This window comes from Mycobacterium shinjukuense, from assembly GCF_010730055.1.
GTDB classification, from domain to species: Bacteria; Actinomycetota; Actinomycetes; order Mycobacteriales; family Mycobacteriaceae; genus Mycobacterium; species Mycobacterium shinjukuense.
On sequence record NZ_AP022575.1, the window covers coordinates 269,050 to 285,780 of the forward strand.

Below are 16,731 nucleotides of genomic sequence, written 5' to 3' on the forward strand. Positions count from 1 at the left end.
AGCCGACGGTCCGGTGCTAGCTGCTAAGGATCTGCTGCGAGGCCTGCTCTTGCTGCTCGTAGTTGTTGGCGTCGCGGATCAGCCCGTCGCGCACCCCGTGCAGCATGTTCACGATGTTGCGAAACGCCTGATTCATCTGGGTCATGGTGTCCAGCGAGGTCGCCTCGGCCAGACCGCTCCAGCCCGCACCGGAAATGTTTTGCGCCGACGCCCACATCCGCCGGGCCTCGTCCTCGACCGTCTGGGCGTGCACCTCAAACCGGCCCGCCATGTCCCGCATCGCGTGCGGGTCGGTCATAAAACGCGTTGCCATGTTGCTTGTCTCCTTTGTCTCGAAGTCTCGGTTGTAGAAGTTCTAGCACTTGAATCAGCACGGCGGTAGCCGTATGGCCGAATAGATTACGGCCTAATGGTGTATTGCTGGCCTCAAACGAGTGACATGTCCTCCCTTTTTTCCGGCGTCACACGACGACCTGTTTGGGCATAACGATGGGCTTGAAGCCGTAGCGCGGCCCGGCGTAGGCCCCGGCGCCTTTGGCGGCCGTCGCAAGTCCGGGCATCCCTGCCATTCCAAGTGGGGCGGCTTCCTCGGCGGCGACGGTCCAGCCGCTGCCTTCGAGAGCTCCGGCGGCGGACACCGTCGCCGGAGCGGCGCTGGCCCAGCTAGCCGGCACCGACAGGCTGCCGACCAGCGAAGCCTCGCCCAAACCGGCGGTCACCCCGGCGCCGGCCGCCGGCGCCACCGCGTCCGCCAACCCCGCTCCGGCCGCCCCCGCCGCGGCCAGACCCTCGACGGCGGCCTCGGCGGCGGCCTCCGCCGGCGCGCTGCTGGCAAGGGTGTTGCCGAGGAATATCGCGGTGGGGATGGCGGCCATGACATACCACGCGGCGGTGTTGACCGCGCTGTTGATGACGTTCGCCACCACCGGAGTGGCGAGCAGGGCGTCGATGTCGGTGATGATCTGGCTCATCCCAGTCGCGTCGAGAACCGATTGCAACGGGGAGGCCAGCGAACTCATCGCGACGGGCAAGCTGCTGATCAGGTCCGGCAGGCTCACCTGGTTGACGGCGGCGGTCGCGGCGGCCGCGCCGACCGCGGCGGACTGGGCGGCGAGCCCGCCCGGGTTGGTGGTCTGCGACGGTGGGGTCAATGGCTGCAGCATCCCGGCGACCCCCGAGGCGGCCGCGTAGGCGTACATAGCCATCGCGTCCTGCGCCCACATCTCCATGTAGTGCGCCTCGGTGGCCATAATGGCCGGTGTGTTGATCCCCAGGAAGTTCGTCGCGACCAGCGCCGCTAGCAGCGCCCGATTGGCGGCAACCACTTCCGGGGGTACCGTGGCCGCGAATGCCGCCTCGTAGGCGGCCGCCGACGCCATGGCTTGCGCACCGGCGTGCGCGGTGGCCTCGGCGGTGTAGGTCAACCAGGCCACATAGGGTTGGGCGGCCGCAACCATCGCCAGCGAGGCCGGCCCCAGCCACTGCTCGGTGGTCAGCGCCGTGATGATCGACTCGTAGGAGGCCGCGGTGGTGCCCAGCTCGGCGGCCAGGCTGTTCCACGACGCCGCGGCGGTCATCAACGGCGCCGCGCCCGCGCCGGCGTACATGCGTGCCGAGTTGATCTCAGGGGGTAGTGCTCCGAAATCCATTGTTGTCCCGTTCCTCTAGGCCGAAAATTCCGCTGTCTATTAGCTGTGCTGAACCGCGTGGGAGCCTGCCGCCTATACGACCGCCGGCTTGGGCATGACGATGGGCTTGACGCCGTAGCGCGGCGCACCGAAACCGGCGCTGTTGCGCGCGGCCGAGGCCAACCCCCCGGGCAGGAACGTCGCCGGCGCCGCCGCGGGCGCGGCGGCGGTCCAGCCCGCGCCCGACAGCGCCGCGGGTGCGGTGCTGGACACCAGGGTGGCGGCGCCGGCCCAGCTGGGCGGCACCGACAACATGCCGACCGCGGATGCCTCGCCCAGGCCGGCCGCGATCGCACCGCCGCCGACGGCGGCTTCGGCCGCCCCCAATTCGCCCAACTCCGCCAAGGCGGCTTCCCCGCCGAGCTCGGAGGCCGCCTCGGCGGCCTCCTCGGCAGGCAGCAGACCACCGCCCGCCAGGCCGACCAGCGTAGACGTGGCCGAGGCCCAGTTCCCTGCCCCGATGTTGGCGATGTTGGCGATGCCGCCGGAGAACTCGGCCGGGAACGCCGCGGTGGTCGCTTGGATGATGGCCGAGGCTTCCGCTGTCAGTCCGTTGAACGGCGTGGCTGCTGCCCCTGCCGCACTTCCGAGCCCGGAGAACGGCGAGGCGGCCGCCGCCGAGTTGAAATCCTCGGTGGCGGCATACGTGCCGGCGCTGATTCCCAAGGTGTTCACAAACATGTCGTGCATCGCCTGCGCTTCGGCGCTGATCTCCTGGTAGTAGGTGCCGTACGCGGCGAACAGCGCCGCCTGCAGCGCCGACACCTCATCAAGGGCTGCCGGAGCGATGGCCGTGGTCGGCATGGCCGCGGCGGCATTCTGCGCGGTCAACGAGGTCCCGACGGTCTGTAGCTGCGCGGCCGCGGCCGTCAACTCTTCGGGCAGTATCTGCAGGAATGACATTCATGTACTCCTTGTGTGTGAAACCTGGCCGACCTGTGGTTCCCCCGACCGACCCTGCGTGTTTGCGTAAGAGCCGCTGTGTGTTGGCGTAACGCTAACCAGCCACAGCTCCACAGTCGTGATCGAAAGGCTCAGCGTGAAAGACGTTTACGGCTTCTTAACGCCGACGCCGGCAGTTTTAACAGGCTTCTGGCGGATGACATAGCAGTGTCATCTGGTTCCGGACGGGGAGACACCCTTGAGACGCGCGGCGCGCGATCTTACTCAAAAGGCGCCTCGTGCGCACGTCGGTGCTTCGGAGCGTTTTCGAGGGCGCGATGTCCCAAATCGGGCCGCCGCGCGCTAGATTCGCCGCCGGGCCCCATAGCCCAATTGGCAGAGGCAGCGGACGCACCCAGATAGGGCGTGCTGATCAATACGCCTTCCGCGCGGATGGCCCCGGCACAATGAGTTCGTGCTCCATCCCTGGCCGGTCGTTTGCGTTGACGACTGGTCTGTGGCCGGCCTGCAGACCCAGGGGCAACACCCACACGATTGGCTCGAGCATCCTTCGCAGAAGCGGACGGGGCTCTTCCAGCCGGCGCGACCGGAGCGCGATCGATCGTTCGGCGAAGACGTGGTGGAGAAGCTGGCCAGCGAGTTGGCGCGGCTCGTCGGGATACCAGTGGCGCCGGTCCAGCTGGCTGTCCGTGACGGCGTGCGCTGTGCGCTGGTCGCGGACGTGCGATTGCCGAACTGGGAACTGCAGGCAGGGCATGCATTGATGCCCGAGGTGGTATTCAACGACGACCCAGACGATCCGGGGCAACGAGGGCACAACGTCGAGGCGATCGGGCAGGCGCTTGCGCGGTTCGCAACACCTCCCGACTCAGCGCTCCCGTCCACGTTCCGGGCTTTCGATGTTTTCGCCGGCTACCTCGTGTTCGACGCAGTGATCGCCCACAGTGAATAGTTATGCAGTACGCCAGCATGGCACAGAAGCTGTGGCGGAATCGCTGCGGGCTGGCGACCGCCGAATCCGCGAGCTCTGCTCCTCGCAGCGACTCACGGTGCTCCGGTGGGTTGGGTACCGGACCTCCTTGTCGACTACGCCCACCAGGTGCGATCCGGCGGTGGGTTCGCGGAGTTGTTGCAGAACAACGGCCCCGCGGCGCCCTGGCACGCGCGTCTGTTGGTCCGACTATCGGGTTCGAGTCGCTCCGGGGACGGCGTTGCTCACCGGCGAGCTCGCTTCTTCTCGATATACCTGCGTTCTTGCGGCGAGCCGGCTGCGGAGTGTTCGTGACCCGGCGATTCCGGCGTGGTGGCCTGTTGATTGGCGTCAGGCCGGCGAACCATCCTCGGCGGCAAGGCCGAGAGATGTTCAGCCGTAGAGGGTTTGGGCGGCTTCGGTCAGTGCGTTAAACGCGGCGTCGAGGCGGTCTTGGCGGCGCCGGTTGGGTTCGTGGTTGGCTTCGGCGGCCACGAACCCGATCAGCTCCTCCAGGTCGTCTGCGCTGGTGAGCAAGGCGGCGCCGTCGGGGTGGGCGCGCATGCCAAACACCAGTCGCTCACGGTCGGGGTCAAGCAACACCAGGTCGCGTAACACGGTGGCGGTCTTGTCGCTGACGATGACCTCGTCGACGTCGCCGGCAAGGCTGAGCCGGCGGCGGCGCAGGTCGTATGGGGAGTCTGCCCAGTTGCTGATCACCCCCTCGTCGTCGCAGACGCTGCACCACCATCGGATCGGCGCCGACGCCTCGGCCGACACGACGGCGATGGTGATCCTGCCGGGACAGCGTCGATGGGCCGGTCGGCGCCGGCACGGCAACGCGGACACCCACGGATCACCGACCTCGCCGGCGGTGCCCGCCCGGACAATGTCGCCCAAGTGCCGCGCGAGGCGCCGCGCGGGCCCCGAAGCGTCGTGCGGCATGTCGAGGAAGTGACGCAGATCAGCGACCAACACGTCGCCACACTGTACCGGCGCCAAGCCACGGCGTTCTTGCGTACCGATCGTCGGTGGCTCTGCCTACGATCATGACTCGTGATGCTGCGATGTACCGCAAAGGTGTTGGCGCTGCTGGGGGTGTCTGAGCCGGCAATCGGCGAAGCCTGCACGGGAGACTGGTATGCCCACCTGGTCTGGATCGACCGACGGAAATGCCTGCTGGTGACCCATGCCGGGACCTTGTTCTCGGTGTTCATGCCGAACGTCACCGCCGCAGGGTTGCGCCCGATCGGCCCGCCCGTCGTCTCGGCGATTCAGGACGCGCTGCAAGCCGAAGGCCTGCCAGTCGATACGCTCGGCGATCTTGATCCCCAGCAGGTGGCCGTGGCCAAGACCGCCGACCGCCGCGTCCTGGGCACCATCAACGACCTAGCGTTCACCACCGAACACGTCATCGCCACCGCTGGCGGCCTGGCCCGCTGCGACATCGACGCGCTCCACCACGGCCTGCATCGCACCATCAACAGCATCACCGGCTACATCCCACCGATCGACCTGGTCACGGTAAGCCGTCAAGACCAGCGTTAAGAACTGTCCTCCTGGGGCCGCTTGCATCAACAGTTGGGCGCCCAGGCGGGCAGCTTCTTCGAGGATCCGCGGAAGCTTCCGATCCTCCTCGGCAAACAGGGCGTCGATTGTGGTCGTCCCGAACTTGGTCAGAAGGCGAGAACCCACTGCCCGGTTGATCTTGGTCAGCGTCGCCCCGGGCAGCCGCTTGAGCGCCGCGACGGCGACTTTCTCGCCGATCTTGGCACCAGCTTGTCCGACGCTCGCGCTTACCCCCGTGCCGACAAGCGACACCAGTACAGCGGTACGCACCTCCTCCGAATTGACGTGGTACCCGCGCCGGTGAGCGGCGTTGTCAATTGCGGCTCGTGCCAGTTGCGGGCGCGGGTATCGGCGCGGCCGTGAACGTCGTGACGATCAATCAGGTCCACAAGTACTTCGAAGAGCACCTTCGTGCCGATCCAGCGGGAGCCCGACGTCGTCATCGACGGCGAGGTTCTTTGGCCCGCACCGCGATTCGGGGTTGGTTGCGGTTGAGGAATAGCCAATCTCCCGCGTACCTGGTGACGCCGGTCGTGGCGTGACCCGCGGTTGCGGCAGTGGATATGCCGAACGTGGTGCCCGCCGGGTTGGCGGATCAGTGGAACAGGTCGTCGGCGGTGGTGGCGGTGGCGGCGCGGCGGATCCAGGTGTCGAGCTGGTCGAGGTCGGTGCAGCCGGTGACGCGGGCGCGGACCGGCTCGCTGATCTCGATGCCACGAGCCTCCAGCACCGCCAGCACCGCGTTCGCTTCACCTTCGGCTCGGCCTTCCGCTCGGCCTTCCGCTCGGCCTTCGGCGCGGCCCTCAGCGCGGCCGAGGGTGGCCCGCTTGCGGTAGAACTCGCTTTGCCACTCGTAATCGGTGCCGGTCGTCATCAGTTCCTCCAGGGTGTGTCCGGCCGCCTCCGGCAGCGCCGCGAGCACGATGTCATGGTATCGCAGGGCCAGCGCGACGTCGTCCATCGCGACCAGCCCCGCATGCAACGCCACCAGCACGTCGACCGGATCAGGGTCGGCGCCGTGCGCGATCGCCGACAGCACCGCCAACTCCGGAATCGCCACCGCCTGAACCGGATCGGTCACCGTCGGAATGCGGTCCGGCCCCAGCACCCGCGGCGTCAGCCGGTTGCCGTCGCCGAGGTCGATCGCCGCCGCGCACCACTCTGCCACCCGCGGGTCGGGGCATATCACCAGCAGAGTCACCGGGCAGCGCAGCCGGGCCCGCAGCGTCGCGACGTACACCGGCCAGCTCCAGCGCTTGTCGTCGTCACGGGCAAGTTGCACCTCGAGCACGATCGCGCCCACCGGCGCCGCGGTTCCCGACAACACGATCACCCGGTCAGCGCGGTACTCGGTGGGGGCCGTGTCGGTGAGCTCACCGGGTTCGGTTCGCGCAGAGACGAACTCGGGCAACCGCACACCGTGGGCGTCGGCGAGCAGTTCGACCGCCAACACCGGCCGGTGGGTGAACAACTCGACCAACATCTCATGCAGGTGTGAGGGCACGCCCGCGACGGTATCGGCACCCACCGACAGCCGAGCCGTCTCGCTGCCAGCTCTTCGTTATCGCGACATCGCGCAACGCTCCAGCTTGGTCATAGCTGCGACGCCACGACCTTGGCACTAACGTCTCAGCGAAAGTGAATGTCGGTGCAGCTCGATAGCGTGGACATCGCCGAAGATAGGATCGCGGCATTGGCGGCGGAGTGACCATATGCGGAGGTCAAGGATGGCGCGCGCGGACCTGCTCCTCGACCTCGTGGAGGCTGAGCGTCGCGGTGATCGGGATCGCTTCCGAGTCCTGGTCGAGGCCGTTATCGCTGAGGAACGTGCCAACCAGCACCATTTGCTCGCCGACCGTCTCTCTGAGCTGATCACCACTACGGGGCAGGGGCATGTCCGTGACGATCGTGCCAGAGCGATTCGCGACCTGGTGCAGGAGGTCGTGCCGAACCGTCGTATAGACGAGTTGGAGCTCGCGCCGGTTCCCCGGCGGGTGGTGACCGAGCTGATTGAGGAGCACAAGCGCGCCGAACTGCTGCGCAGCTACGGGATCGAACCGCGCAATCGGCTCCTCCTGTCAGGCCCTCCGGGCAACGGCAAGACGAGTGTCGCGGAAGCCATCGCCTCCGAGCTAATGCTCCCGTTCTACGTGATCCGCTATGAGGGCGTGGTGTCCAGCTTTCTCGGCGAGACCGCAGCCCGGCTCGACAACGTTTTCGACTTCGTCCGCACCCGTAGGTGTGTTCTGTTCCTCGATGAGTTCGACACCATCGCCAAGGAGCGGTCGGACGAGCACGAGACAGGCGAGATCAAGCGCGTCGTCTCTACGCTACTGCTCCAAATCGATGGCCTCCCGGCCCATGTAATCGTTGTCGGCGCAACCAATCACGGCGAATTGCTCGACCGCGCCGCATGGCGGCGCTTCCAGATTCGCGCCGAGCTAGACCCCCCAAGCCGCTCGCAGGCGACCCGTTTCCTGGAACGGCTGACCGAGCGTCTGGGCGGTGATCTCGGCTTCGCTCCGCGGACTCTGGCTGACAAGCTGGCGGGCGCGAGTTTCGCAGAGCTCGAAGAGTTCGCGATAGACGTACGACGCCGGGCGGTGTTGGAACTGCCGGACAGCAACCTACGACGGATCGTTCAGGAGCGTCTCGAGCACAGGCGCGGTGAGGCCGAGGGTTGACGGCGGAGCGCAGGCCGCTTCTGGCCTTCGGTCCGCCAGTCGTCTCTGAACGGCCGGCGCAGCGCCCGCGGGGTATGCCGCGCCTGTCGAAGCCCACCCCGGGTCGACAGGGAGAGCGCCTGACACCCCAGTTCAGGGAACTGATTGCGGCGTTCGACGCCGAGCGGGTACGCCTGGCCGCGGACACAACGGACGAGGTTGATCCCGCTCTGGTGGTTGTGTTTGACCTCGCGGGCAGCGTCAAGGATTTTCGCAACGCAATCAACAAGATCGACGGGCTGGAGTTCCTCTCCGAGATGCTTGGAGACTTCACTGAACCCGACGACGACTTCCACGTGATTGATCGGGCCACGGGTCGCACAGACAAACCCGTCTCGCACTCGCTTTACCTTGTGATGTCGAACGCCAAGGCTGTCAACGAGCTTCTGCGGCTGTTCGCCTTGTGGCAACAAGACCCGTCGGCGTCGTTCGAGCGCGGGCTGGGGAAGTTCAAGACAGCCTTCGAGCAGTTGACCGCGATCCGGCGCTGGGGACCTGAGGACCGAATCCGGGAAACGGGCCTGCGCGACTGGTGGCAGGAAACCCTCGAGGTCGTCGGCCAGTCCGTCAATAACGTCATGGTCGAAGTCGAGCTGTGGCACCGCCGGGACGCCGCACAGCGCACAACAGCCGAGTCGCACGTCGAGCAGATCATCACGAGCAGCGGCGGACGCATCCTCGATCGCTCCCAGATCGATGCCATCAACTACCACGCACTGCTGGCCGAGCTGCCGATTCAGCAGGTGCAGTCCGTATTGAACGACGGCGCAGCATCGATCCAACTACTCACCACCGACGAGGTCATGTTCGTCAGCCCGTTCACCCCAATGAGCGTCACGCCGGCGACTCTCGACCCCGTCGCTGAGGTGCAACTTCCTCCCGGGAAGAATGTCGACGGGCTTCCTCGGATCGCGCTGCTGGACGGACTTCCCTTCCCGAACCACGACGCCTTGGCTGGCAGGCTGCTGATTGACGACCCCGACGGGCTAGGGGAGAACTACCCGGTGTCCTCACGCCATCACGGCACGGCGATGGCATCGCTCATCGTTCACGGCGATCTTTCCGCGCGCGGCGAACCGCTGGACCGGCCGCTGTATGTGCGGCCCATCATGGTTCCCGGTGAACGTCCGGCGGGTTCCGAGCAAGTCGTCCCCAACCAGCTGTTCACCGACCTGCTTCACCGCGCAATCCGGCGCATCCAGGAAGGCGAGGCGGGCCGCGACCCGGCTGCGCCCAGTGTGCGGATCGTCAATCTGTCCATCGGCGCACAGGCCAGGGCGCTCGTGCGCCGAATGAGCCCTGTCGGGCGGCTTCTCGACTGGCTGGCCCATTCCTACAACCTGTTGTTCGTCGTCAGCGCGGGCAACCACCTCGACCCGATCACGATTCCCGCCGACGCCGCGACTGATCCTGACGCCACCCGGTCAGCTGCGGTGCGGGCCGTCTACGGTACGACCCTTGCGCGGGGAATCCTCCCGCCAGGCGACGCGCTCAACGCACTGACCGTCGGCGCGACCCATGACGATGGTCTCGGCGACCTCGACGTGCCCGACACCGTGTGGGACATCACCCATCCGGGCGCGCCTGCCCACTACGGTGCAACCGGGCCCGGTGTCGATCGCTCCGTCAAGCCGGACCTTCTCCATGTCGGCGGTCGCATCCTCTACACGCGCCCGGTCATCATCTCCGGCGAAGACACCATCTCCCTTGAGCGCGCGCAGACATCGGCAACCGGCCCCGGCCTCCAGGTCGCTGCTCCGGACCGAGCGGGCGCAACCAACAAGACCACCTTCTCCGCTGGCACCAGCAACGCCGCCGCGCTGGTGACCCGCGAGGCCAGTCGCCTGTTCGACATTCTCGAAGCCGGCCTGCCCGGCACCGACGACACACCACTGCCCGACGGGCTATATCACCCGCTACTTGTGCGGGCCTTGCTCGCCCATGCGAGCAGCTGGGGCGAGTGGGAACAGGGACTCCGCCAAGAACTGGGGCTCGACAGCCAGCAGGCCCGCCGCCATGTGACCGCACTACTCGGCTACGGCCGCATCGACATCGACAGACTGGGGACCGCCGCGACGAATCGGGCCGTTCTTCTTGCCGGCGGAAGCATCGCGCGGGACGAGCGCCACACGTACGAGCTACCGCTCCCGCCGTCACTTCGGTCACGCGCCGAATGGCATCGCTTCACCATCACACTGGCGTTCATGGCCCCTACTGTCGGTCAGCTGACGCGGTATCGCGGGGCGAAGGTCTATTTCGCGACACCCGACACCACCCTTGCCGGTGGAGACCGGAACGGCGCCGAGCACAACGCGGTCAGAAGGGGCAGCCTCCAGCATGAAATTGTCCAAGGAACACGGGCGATGGTGTTCGGCGACGGCGACACGTTCCCTATTCACGTTGAGTGCATGGACGATGCCCAACGGCTGGGGGCCGGCAAGGAGGTGCGCTACGCGCTCGTCGTCTCGGTCGAGACGGCCGAGGAGACCTCAACCACGATTCACGACGAAGTGCGAATTGCATTGCGCCAGAGGGCGCGGGATCGTGCGCGAGGTCGAGTGGTCGGTTGACGATGGTGCGTACACCCGTAAGTAGCCCTGGCCACCACGTGCTCGGCAGAACGGCCAGCGAGTTCAACCAGATCGCGGCTAGACCCGTGTGCTGATGCACTTGTCGAAAGCGCTGCTCGCCAAACATCTTTCGATGTGTCGCGATACGACGACTTTTACGACGATTCGTCGGTGCTTCGGGGCCCGGCGGGAAGGCCGTGTTTTTGTCGGACCCATCTGACATTCTGGGCGGCTGCCCACAAGAGGGGAGCTACACACCATGTGACAACACAAGGAAAGGCACGGACGTGGACGAACATGAAGACGTAGCGCAGGTACGCGAGTGGGTCAGCCGGCTGGATGACTTCATCGCAGCCCTCGGCGACATCGCGGGTGATGACCCGTTCGACTTCTGTGAGAACGCTATGGACGCATGGAAGGACGGTGTTTCGCCCGACACCGCACCACCGCCGACCAGTCCGGCGATGATGATCATCCTCGAGACCTTTCGCGCACTTGCCCAGGTGATGACGTCGGCGACGGTGGACTATTACACGACACCCGACGTCAGAGATCGAATAACCCGGGAGTCCGCGCAAGGCTCCCTGACCGATGCCCTGGACGGTGTGCGACGCGACGCCCGGCGCTGGTTGGCCGAAGGGCTGCCATCACTCGAAGAAATCAAGCAGCGTACTGCTGACGTTGGCGCGAGCATGAAGTCGGCGCTGGAGGTCAACGCGAAGATTGCGGCTGATGAGGACGCCGACGACGCGGCTGCGGCTGCTGATCCATACGGTGCGGTCTTGGGTTACCGCGATCCCAATCTCGATGTGGCCATCATCTTTACGAAGGTGTGTTCGTTCAGCGAAGACGAGAACAACCGCTACCGCGATGCGCACGAACGGATTCGGCGGATGTTGGACAGTGAGCTGTTGCGGCACATCTCCGATGCGAGCGACCGGTTTTGCGATGTGTTGATCGGGGTGCTCAGCGACCTACGAGATAACCGAATGTTCGGGGGCATTCAGGGTGAGCACGCGGGGGTAGGGTTCCGGCGCTGACGGTGAGGAGCGTGTCGGCCGGTTGGTGCCCGGTTTGGTGTGTGTGGTGCCGGGGCGGCACGGTGATCAAGTCATTGGTAGGCGACGGCCCTCCCGTCGTCTCTTGGCCGAGTGCTACGGGAGGGCCGCCTTTTCGCGCTCGGAGGCGCTGTGGTCACCGTAGAAGCAGATGTCGGTCTAGTCGAGCGCAGGTTGGCGGCTGGTGAGCTGAGCTGTCCGTTCTGCGGGGGTGTGCTGGCGGGGTGGGGGCGGGCGCGGGCGCGGCAGTTGCGCGGCGTGGATGGGCCGGTGGAGCTGCATCCACGCCGGTCGCGGTGCACCGGGTGCGGGGTGACGCATGTGTTGTTGCCGGTGACGGCGTTGCTGCGCCGTGCGGACACCGCGGCGGTGGTCGTGTCGGCGCTGGTGGCCAAGGGCGCCAGCCGGGTGGGGTTTCGGCGGATCGCTGCGGATGTGGCTCGGCCGGCCGAGACGGTGCGGGGCTGGCTACGGCGCTTCGCCGAGCGGGCCGAGGCGGTGCGTTGGGTGTTCACCGTGTGGCTAGCCGCGGTGGCTGCCGATCCGGTGATGCCCGATGCGGCCGGCGGGGTGTTCATCGATGCGGTGAGCGCGATTGTCGCGCTCGCGGCGGCCATCGGGCGTCGTTTTTCGCTGCCCAGGGTGTCGCTGGCCGAGGTGGCGGTAGCGGTTTCGGGTGGCCGGTTGTTGGCGCCGGGCTGGCCCGGCGAGCCGGTGCAACACGAGTCGACCCTGCCGGCGGCGCGAATCACGCCGTAAATCTGTGCGCTGTTGTGTGTTTTTCAACGACAGCAAACAGAAGGGAGCGGCCCGGTGGCGGTCGGCGGCGATGAGGAGAAGGTGCGCGCGGAGCGTGCGCGGGCGATCGGGTTGTTTCGGTACCAGTTGATCCGGGAGGCCGCCGATGCGGCGCTTTCTACCAAGGAGCGCGGGAAGATGGTGCGCGAGTTGGCTTCCCGGGAGCACGTCGACCCGTTCGGGCGGCGGGTGCGGATGAGCCGTCAAACCATCGACCGCTGGATCCGCGACTGGCGGGCCGGCGGGTTTGACGCGCTGGTGCCCAACCCCCGCCAGTGCACCCCGCGCACTCCGGTCGAGGTGCTGGAGTTGGCGGTGGCGCTGCGTCGGGAAAACCCGGAACGCACCGCGGCGGCGATCCGGCGGATCTTGCGCACCCAGCTGGGCTGGGCGCCCGATGAACGCACCCTGCAGCGCAACTTTCACCGGCTCGGCCTGACCGGCGCCGCCACCGGGTCGGCGCCCGCGGTGTTCGGCCGGTTCCAGGCCGAGCACCCGAACGACCTGTGGACTGGAGATGCGTTGCACGGCATACGAATTACTGTCCACAAGACGTATCTGTTCGCGTTCTTAGACGACCATTCCCGGCTGCTGCCCGGCTACCGGTGGGGCTACGCCGAGGACACCGTGCGCCTAGCCGCCGCGCTGCGCCCGGCGCTGGCGTCCCGCGGTGTCCCCAAGGCGATCTACGTCGACTGCGGCTCGGCGTTCGTCGACACGTGGCTGTTGCGGGCATGCGCGAAACTCGGTGTGCGTCTTGTTCATTCCACACCAGGTCGGCCCGAAGGGCGGGGCAAGATCGAGAGGTTCTTCAGGACGGTGCGCGAGCAGTTCCTGGTTGAGATCAGCGGCGAACCCGACACCGTCGGCCGCCACCACGTGACCGACCTGAACGAATTGAATCGGCTGTTCGCGGCCGGGGTCGAAACCGTCTACCACCGGCAGGTGCATTCCGAAACCGGGCAGACCCGCTGGCCCGCTGGTGCGCTGCCGGTTCCGTCGCGCTGCCCGCCCCAGAGGCGCTCACCGAGGCATTCCTGTGGGAGGAGCACCGCCGGGTCACCAAGACCGCCACCGTCTCGCTGCACGGCAACAGCTACGAGGTCGACCCGGCGCTGGTCGGGCGCAAGGTAGAGCTGGTGTTCGACCCGTTCGATTTGACCCGCATCCAGGTCCGTGCCGGCGGCGTACCGATGGGCCTGGCCATCCCGCATCACATCGGACGCCATGCACACCCCAAGGCCAAACCCGAAACCCCCTCCGCACCACCCCGACCGTCGGGCATCGACTACGCGCAGTTGATCGAAACCGCCCACGCCGCCGAGCTCGCCCGCGAGGTCAACTACGCCGCCCTCACCGCCAACACCGACCAGATCCCCGGGCAACTCGACCTACTCACCGGCCAGGAGGCCCAACCGAAATGATGGACAAACTGATCTCCTACTACGGGTTTTCGCGCATCCCCTTCGGCCGCGATCTGGCCCCTTCCATGCTGCACCGCCACGGCGCGCACAACGAAGCGGTCGCTCGCATCGGCTGGTGTGTCGCCGACCGCCGCATCGGTGTGATCACCGGCGAGGTCGGCGCCGGCAAGACGGTAGCCGTGCGCGCCGCGCTGACCGCCCTGGACCGAAGCCGCCACGCCGTCATCTACCTGCCCGACCCCACCGTCGGGGTGCGCGGCATCCACCACCGCATCGTCGCCTCGTTGGGCGGACAACCCCTTACCCACCACGCAACTTTGGCTCCCCAAGCCGCCGACGCCCTAGCCGCCGAACAAGCCGAGCGCGGACGCACCCCTGTCGTGGTCGTCGAGGAAGCACACCTGCTCGGCTATGACCAGTTGGAAGCGTTGCGGCTCTTGACCAATCACGACCTCGACTCGTCAAGCCCCTTCGCGTGCCTGCTCATCGGCCAGCCCACGCTACGGCGCCGGATGAAACTTGGCGTGCTCGCCGCGCTCGACCAGCCCAATCGGCCTGCGCTACGCAATGCCGCCCATGACCGACAAGGAGACCGCAAGCTACCTGCGCCACCACCTGGCCCTGGCCGGGCGTGACGACACGCTGTTCTCCAACGACACGGTCACCCTCGTGCATCAGACAAGCCGAGGCTATCCACGCGCGGTCAACAACCTCGCACTACAAGCCCTCGTTGCCGCGTTCGCCGCCGATAAGGCCATCGTGGATGAATCCTCCACCCGCACAGCCATCGCCGAAGTCACGGCAGACTGAACACCACACCGACACCCTAGCCACCACCGACCCCGCCGGACACCCCCCGGCGGGGTCATTTCATGCCAAACGTCCTCATCACCAACGCCGCCACCATGCTCATCCTGAATGCCGGTCAACACCCCGAGACGGTCTTTGTGGCTGGCGATGAACTCGCAGACCGAACCGGTCAGTGGCGGCGGCGCGGGTCGCTCTCCCGCACGAAGAAAGACGTTGCTGCCTTGAGGATCTCGACGCTGTTCGAGCTCGGCGTTACGACGCTTGAGCGCGCGGATCTCCGCGGCCGCCGCCGACGACACACCGTCACGCTCGCCGTCATCGACCTGATGTTGACGGATCCAGCTTCTCAGCGTCTCGGCGGTCATTCCCAGCCGCTTGGACACCGCCGTGATCGCCGCCCACTCGCTGGGATAGTCCTCCCGATGCTCCAGCACCAGACGCACGGCCTTCGCCCGGGTCTCCGGGTCGTACTTGCTCGGCATGGCATGCACCTTCCCAAGGAAGAAGGTGCGCATCAAACGCGGGACGGTTCAGTGTGTGCATGGTTGTTGGTGCTGCGGCGGTGCTGTGTTTGCCGATAGGTGTCAACCGGTGCGCGTGGTGGGATTCTGGGGTTGTTGGGTGTGGCTGGTTGCGTGGTTGTCGTTGATGGGTGCGCGTCGGCTTGGGTGGTTGGTGGTGGCGGCCGTGGTCTGGTCGTCGGCGTCGGTGGTGCGGGTGGCGGTGCGGGTGGTCTTTGGGGTGTTCTCGGGCGGTGTGGGGGTTTGGGGGGTGGCGCCGGGCCGTGCTGGGGTGGGTGCCGCGGATCGGCGGGGTTGGACTGGCATTGACGGTGTGGCCGGCAAGCCAGCGTTGGTGGTCTGGGCCGCGGTGTGCGGTATTGCACTGACCGGGTGCGGTCTGGGTGGTGGTGGTGTGGGCCGGCGATCCCCTGGGTCGTCGGTGTGATTCTCGGGGGTAGCGGGCCCGGCCAGCGCGCCGGGGGGGATTGTGGGCTCGTCCGGGGTCACCCGTGGCGTCCTGTGCGTGGGCCGGCCCACGCCGCCACCGGTCGGACCCGCCCCCGTCGGCGCCCCGCCGGTCAACGACATGGCCGGGCGCATTGCACTGGCGCCCGCTGACACCTGGTGGTAGTGGGCGATCGCGTCATGTATCGATGATGCGGTCTGTTCGGCATGCTTGATCAACAGGCCCTGCATTGTGGCGCACACGCCCAGCGCGGGTGTGCACACCTGTATTTGGAGGGCGATCGAGGCGGCCAACTGCCCCAGGGACTCCAGATATGCCGCAACAAAGCCGCAGGCGGTAAGGAACCCGATGTTTGTGCCCAGCGCAATGCGCGTGGCGGTGATCTTCTCGGCGTGCTCGCTCACTCGATGTGCCATCGTCTTGTCCGCGTCGGCCATCTGCTCGATCAGGTCCCGCAGCCTGCTGTTTCGGGTGTCATAAGCGTGCGCGGCCACCCCCTGCCACTCGGGATCCGACCAGGCCGACCCCAGCCGCTCAGCAAGGGACTCCAACTTCTTGGCACCCGCGCCGAACCTTTCCCCCTTCTCATCCCCAAACCCATCCAACAAGGTCATCGCGGTGAGAACAGCTATCGTCGCCTGAATAATCGCCGCACCCGACGTCTTCAACTCATCAGGTTTGCCACCAGCACGCTCAACGGGATTTTCAACCTTAACGCCCTCTTGAACCTCAGCGGCTTTGTGACCGAAGCAATCAACAGAATCAACTTCATCAGATACATTACGCTCAGCGGCGTCGCTACCTAACTTATCAACCTCATCAACAGACCCATCTTTAGCAGGTTCTTCGGCTTTAAGGTCTTTAGTCTCTTCGGTTTCAGATCCGCTGTCTTCGGCTTGTATTTCCTCTTTACCGCCACCAGTACGATCCAAAGATTTTTCGGATTTGGATGTTTCTACTTCTGAATCTTCAGACTCGGAGTCGGACTCTTCCTCTTTACCCCCACGTTCAGAACCAGATGATTCGCCCCCAGGATCCATTTCGTCACCAGGATCCTCTTCTTTTCCTGTCGAGCGCCAGGTGACACCGCGCGAATGAAAAGGATGAGATGTCTCGTCGAAACCGACATTGTAGAACGGATTTCCAGTACTTTCTACCTCTCGAGGACTTGTCATTTCCGGTTGAATCCTTTCGCTGTATACCGACTTGTCAAAACTACTGCCGACCCGGTGAAAGTGAACCATCCCGG

Annotated in this window: 12 protein-coding genes and 3 pseudogenes; 8 read left to right on the forward strand and 7 right to left on the reverse strand. The window is 66.1% G+C overall.

Annotated elements, in window-relative coordinates; genetic code table 11:
- Positions 1-16 precede the first annotated feature (16 nt).
- The 3 genes from esxJ to G6N20_RS01190 all read right to left on the reverse strand — a co-directional run bounded on the left by esxJ (position 17) and on the right by G6N20_RS01190 (position 2,591).
- Entirely contained in the window at positions 17-313 is a 297-nt protein-coding gene (gene esxJ / locus G6N20_RS01180; RefSeq protein ID WP_163662691.1) for a type VII secretion system ESX-5 protein EsxJ, read from the reverse strand.
- 148 nt (positions 314-461) lie between these two features.
- The gene (locus G6N20_RS01185; RefSeq protein WP_083052435.1) at positions 462-1,649 is read right to left on the reverse strand and encodes a PPE family protein; all 1,188 of its coding nucleotides are present in this window, start codon (positions 1,647-1,649) and stop codon (positions 462-464) included.
- 72 nt (positions 1,650-1,721) lie between these two features.
- The gene (locus G6N20_RS01190) at positions 1,722-2,591 is read right to left on the reverse strand and encodes a PPE family protein, SVP subgroup (protein ID WP_083052436.1); all 870 of its coding nucleotides are present in this window, start codon (positions 2,589-2,591) and stop codon (positions 1,722-1,724) included.
- A 496-nt stretch (positions 2,592-3,087) separates the two neighbouring features.
- On the opposite strand from G6N20_RS01190, the gene G6N20_RS20860 reads away from it, so the two are divergent.
- Positions 3,088-3,543: a hypothetical protein gene (locus G6N20_RS20860; protein ID WP_232065407.1), complete on the forward strand. Its 456-nt coding sequence runs from the start codon at positions 3,088-3,090 to the stop codon at positions 3,541-3,543.
- Between the two features lie 411 nt (positions 3,544-3,954).
- On the opposite strand, the gene G6N20_RS21860 is transcribed toward G6N20_RS20860, so the two are convergent.
- Complete coding sequence (locus tag G6N20_RS21860) at positions 3,955-4,203, reverse strand: hypothetical protein (protein ID WP_308206079.1); 249 nt, start codon at positions 4,201-4,203, stop codon at positions 3,955-3,957.
- A gap of 417 nt (positions 4,204-4,620) precedes the next feature.
- Here G6N20_RS21860 and G6N20_RS01210 point away from each other — a divergent pair, with 417 nt between their 5' ends.
- Positions 4,621-5,109 (forward strand): DUF6933 domain-containing protein, encoded by a 489-nt coding sequence (locus G6N20_RS01210; RefSeq protein ID WP_083052437.1) that lies wholly within the window; start codon positions 4,621-4,623, stop codon positions 5,107-5,109.
- Positions 5,110-5,725: 616 nt separating this feature from the next.
- Here the strand turns inward: G6N20_RS01210 and G6N20_RS01220 are convergent.
- On the reverse strand, positions 5,726-6,634 hold the full coding sequence (locus G6N20_RS01220) for an RpnC/YadD family protein (RefSeq protein WP_142272232.1): 909 nt from the start codon (positions 6,632-6,634) through the stop codon (positions 5,726-5,728).
- 223 nt (positions 6,635-6,857) lie between these two features.
- On the opposite strand from G6N20_RS01220, the gene G6N20_RS01225 reads away from it, so the two are divergent.
- The 6 genes and pseudogenes from G6N20_RS01225 (at position 6,858) to G6N20_RS01250 (ending at position 14,513) form a co-directional block, all read left to right on the forward strand.
- The gene (locus tag G6N20_RS01225) at positions 6,858-7,814 is read left to right on the forward strand and encodes an AAA family ATPase (RefSeq protein ID WP_083052442.1); all 957 of its coding nucleotides are present in this window, start codon (positions 6,858-6,860) and stop codon (positions 7,812-7,814) included.
- The gene (locus G6N20_RS01230; RefSeq protein WP_083052439.1) at positions 7,811-10,423 is read left to right on the forward strand and encodes a S8 family peptidase; all 2,613 of its coding nucleotides are present in this window, start codon (positions 7,811-7,813) and stop codon (positions 10,421-10,423) included. The genes G6N20_RS01225 and G6N20_RS01230 overlap by 4 nt, the downstream gene beginning before the upstream one ends.
- Before the next feature lie 197 nt (positions 10,424-10,620).
- Positions 10,621-11,463 (forward strand): hypothetical protein, encoded by an 843-nt coding sequence (locus G6N20_RS01235; RefSeq protein ID WP_142272233.1) that lies wholly within the window; start codon positions 10,621-10,623, stop codon positions 11,461-11,463.
- A gap of 150 nt (positions 11,464-11,613) precedes the next feature.
- On the forward strand, positions 11,614-12,240 hold the full coding sequence (locus tag G6N20_RS01240; protein ID WP_163662697.1) for a hypothetical protein: 627 nt from the start codon (positions 11,614-11,616) through the stop codon (positions 12,238-12,240).
- Positions 12,241-12,294: 54 nt separating this feature from the next.
- Positions 12,295-13,703 (forward strand): annotated as a pseudogene (locus G6N20_RS01245) (DDE-type integrase/transposase/recombinase).
- Positions 13,700-14,513, forward strand: a pseudogene (locus tag G6N20_RS01250) (ExeA family protein). The pseudogenes G6N20_RS01245 and G6N20_RS01250 overlap by 4 nt, the downstream one beginning before the upstream one ends.
- A gap of 119 nt (positions 14,514-14,632) precedes the next feature.
- Here the strand turns inward: G6N20_RS01250 and G6N20_RS01255 are convergent.
- Positions 14,633-14,995 (reverse strand): annotated as a pseudogene (locus G6N20_RS01255) (transposase); the annotation flags it as partial.
- Positions 14,996-15,097: 102 nt separating this feature from the next.
- A complete protein-coding gene (locus G6N20_RS01260; RefSeq protein WP_158084801.1) occupies positions 15,098-16,726 on the reverse strand; it encodes an EspA/EspE family type VII secretion system effector in 1,629 nt (542 codons plus the stop codon).
- Positions 16,727-16,731 lie beyond the last annotated feature (5 nt).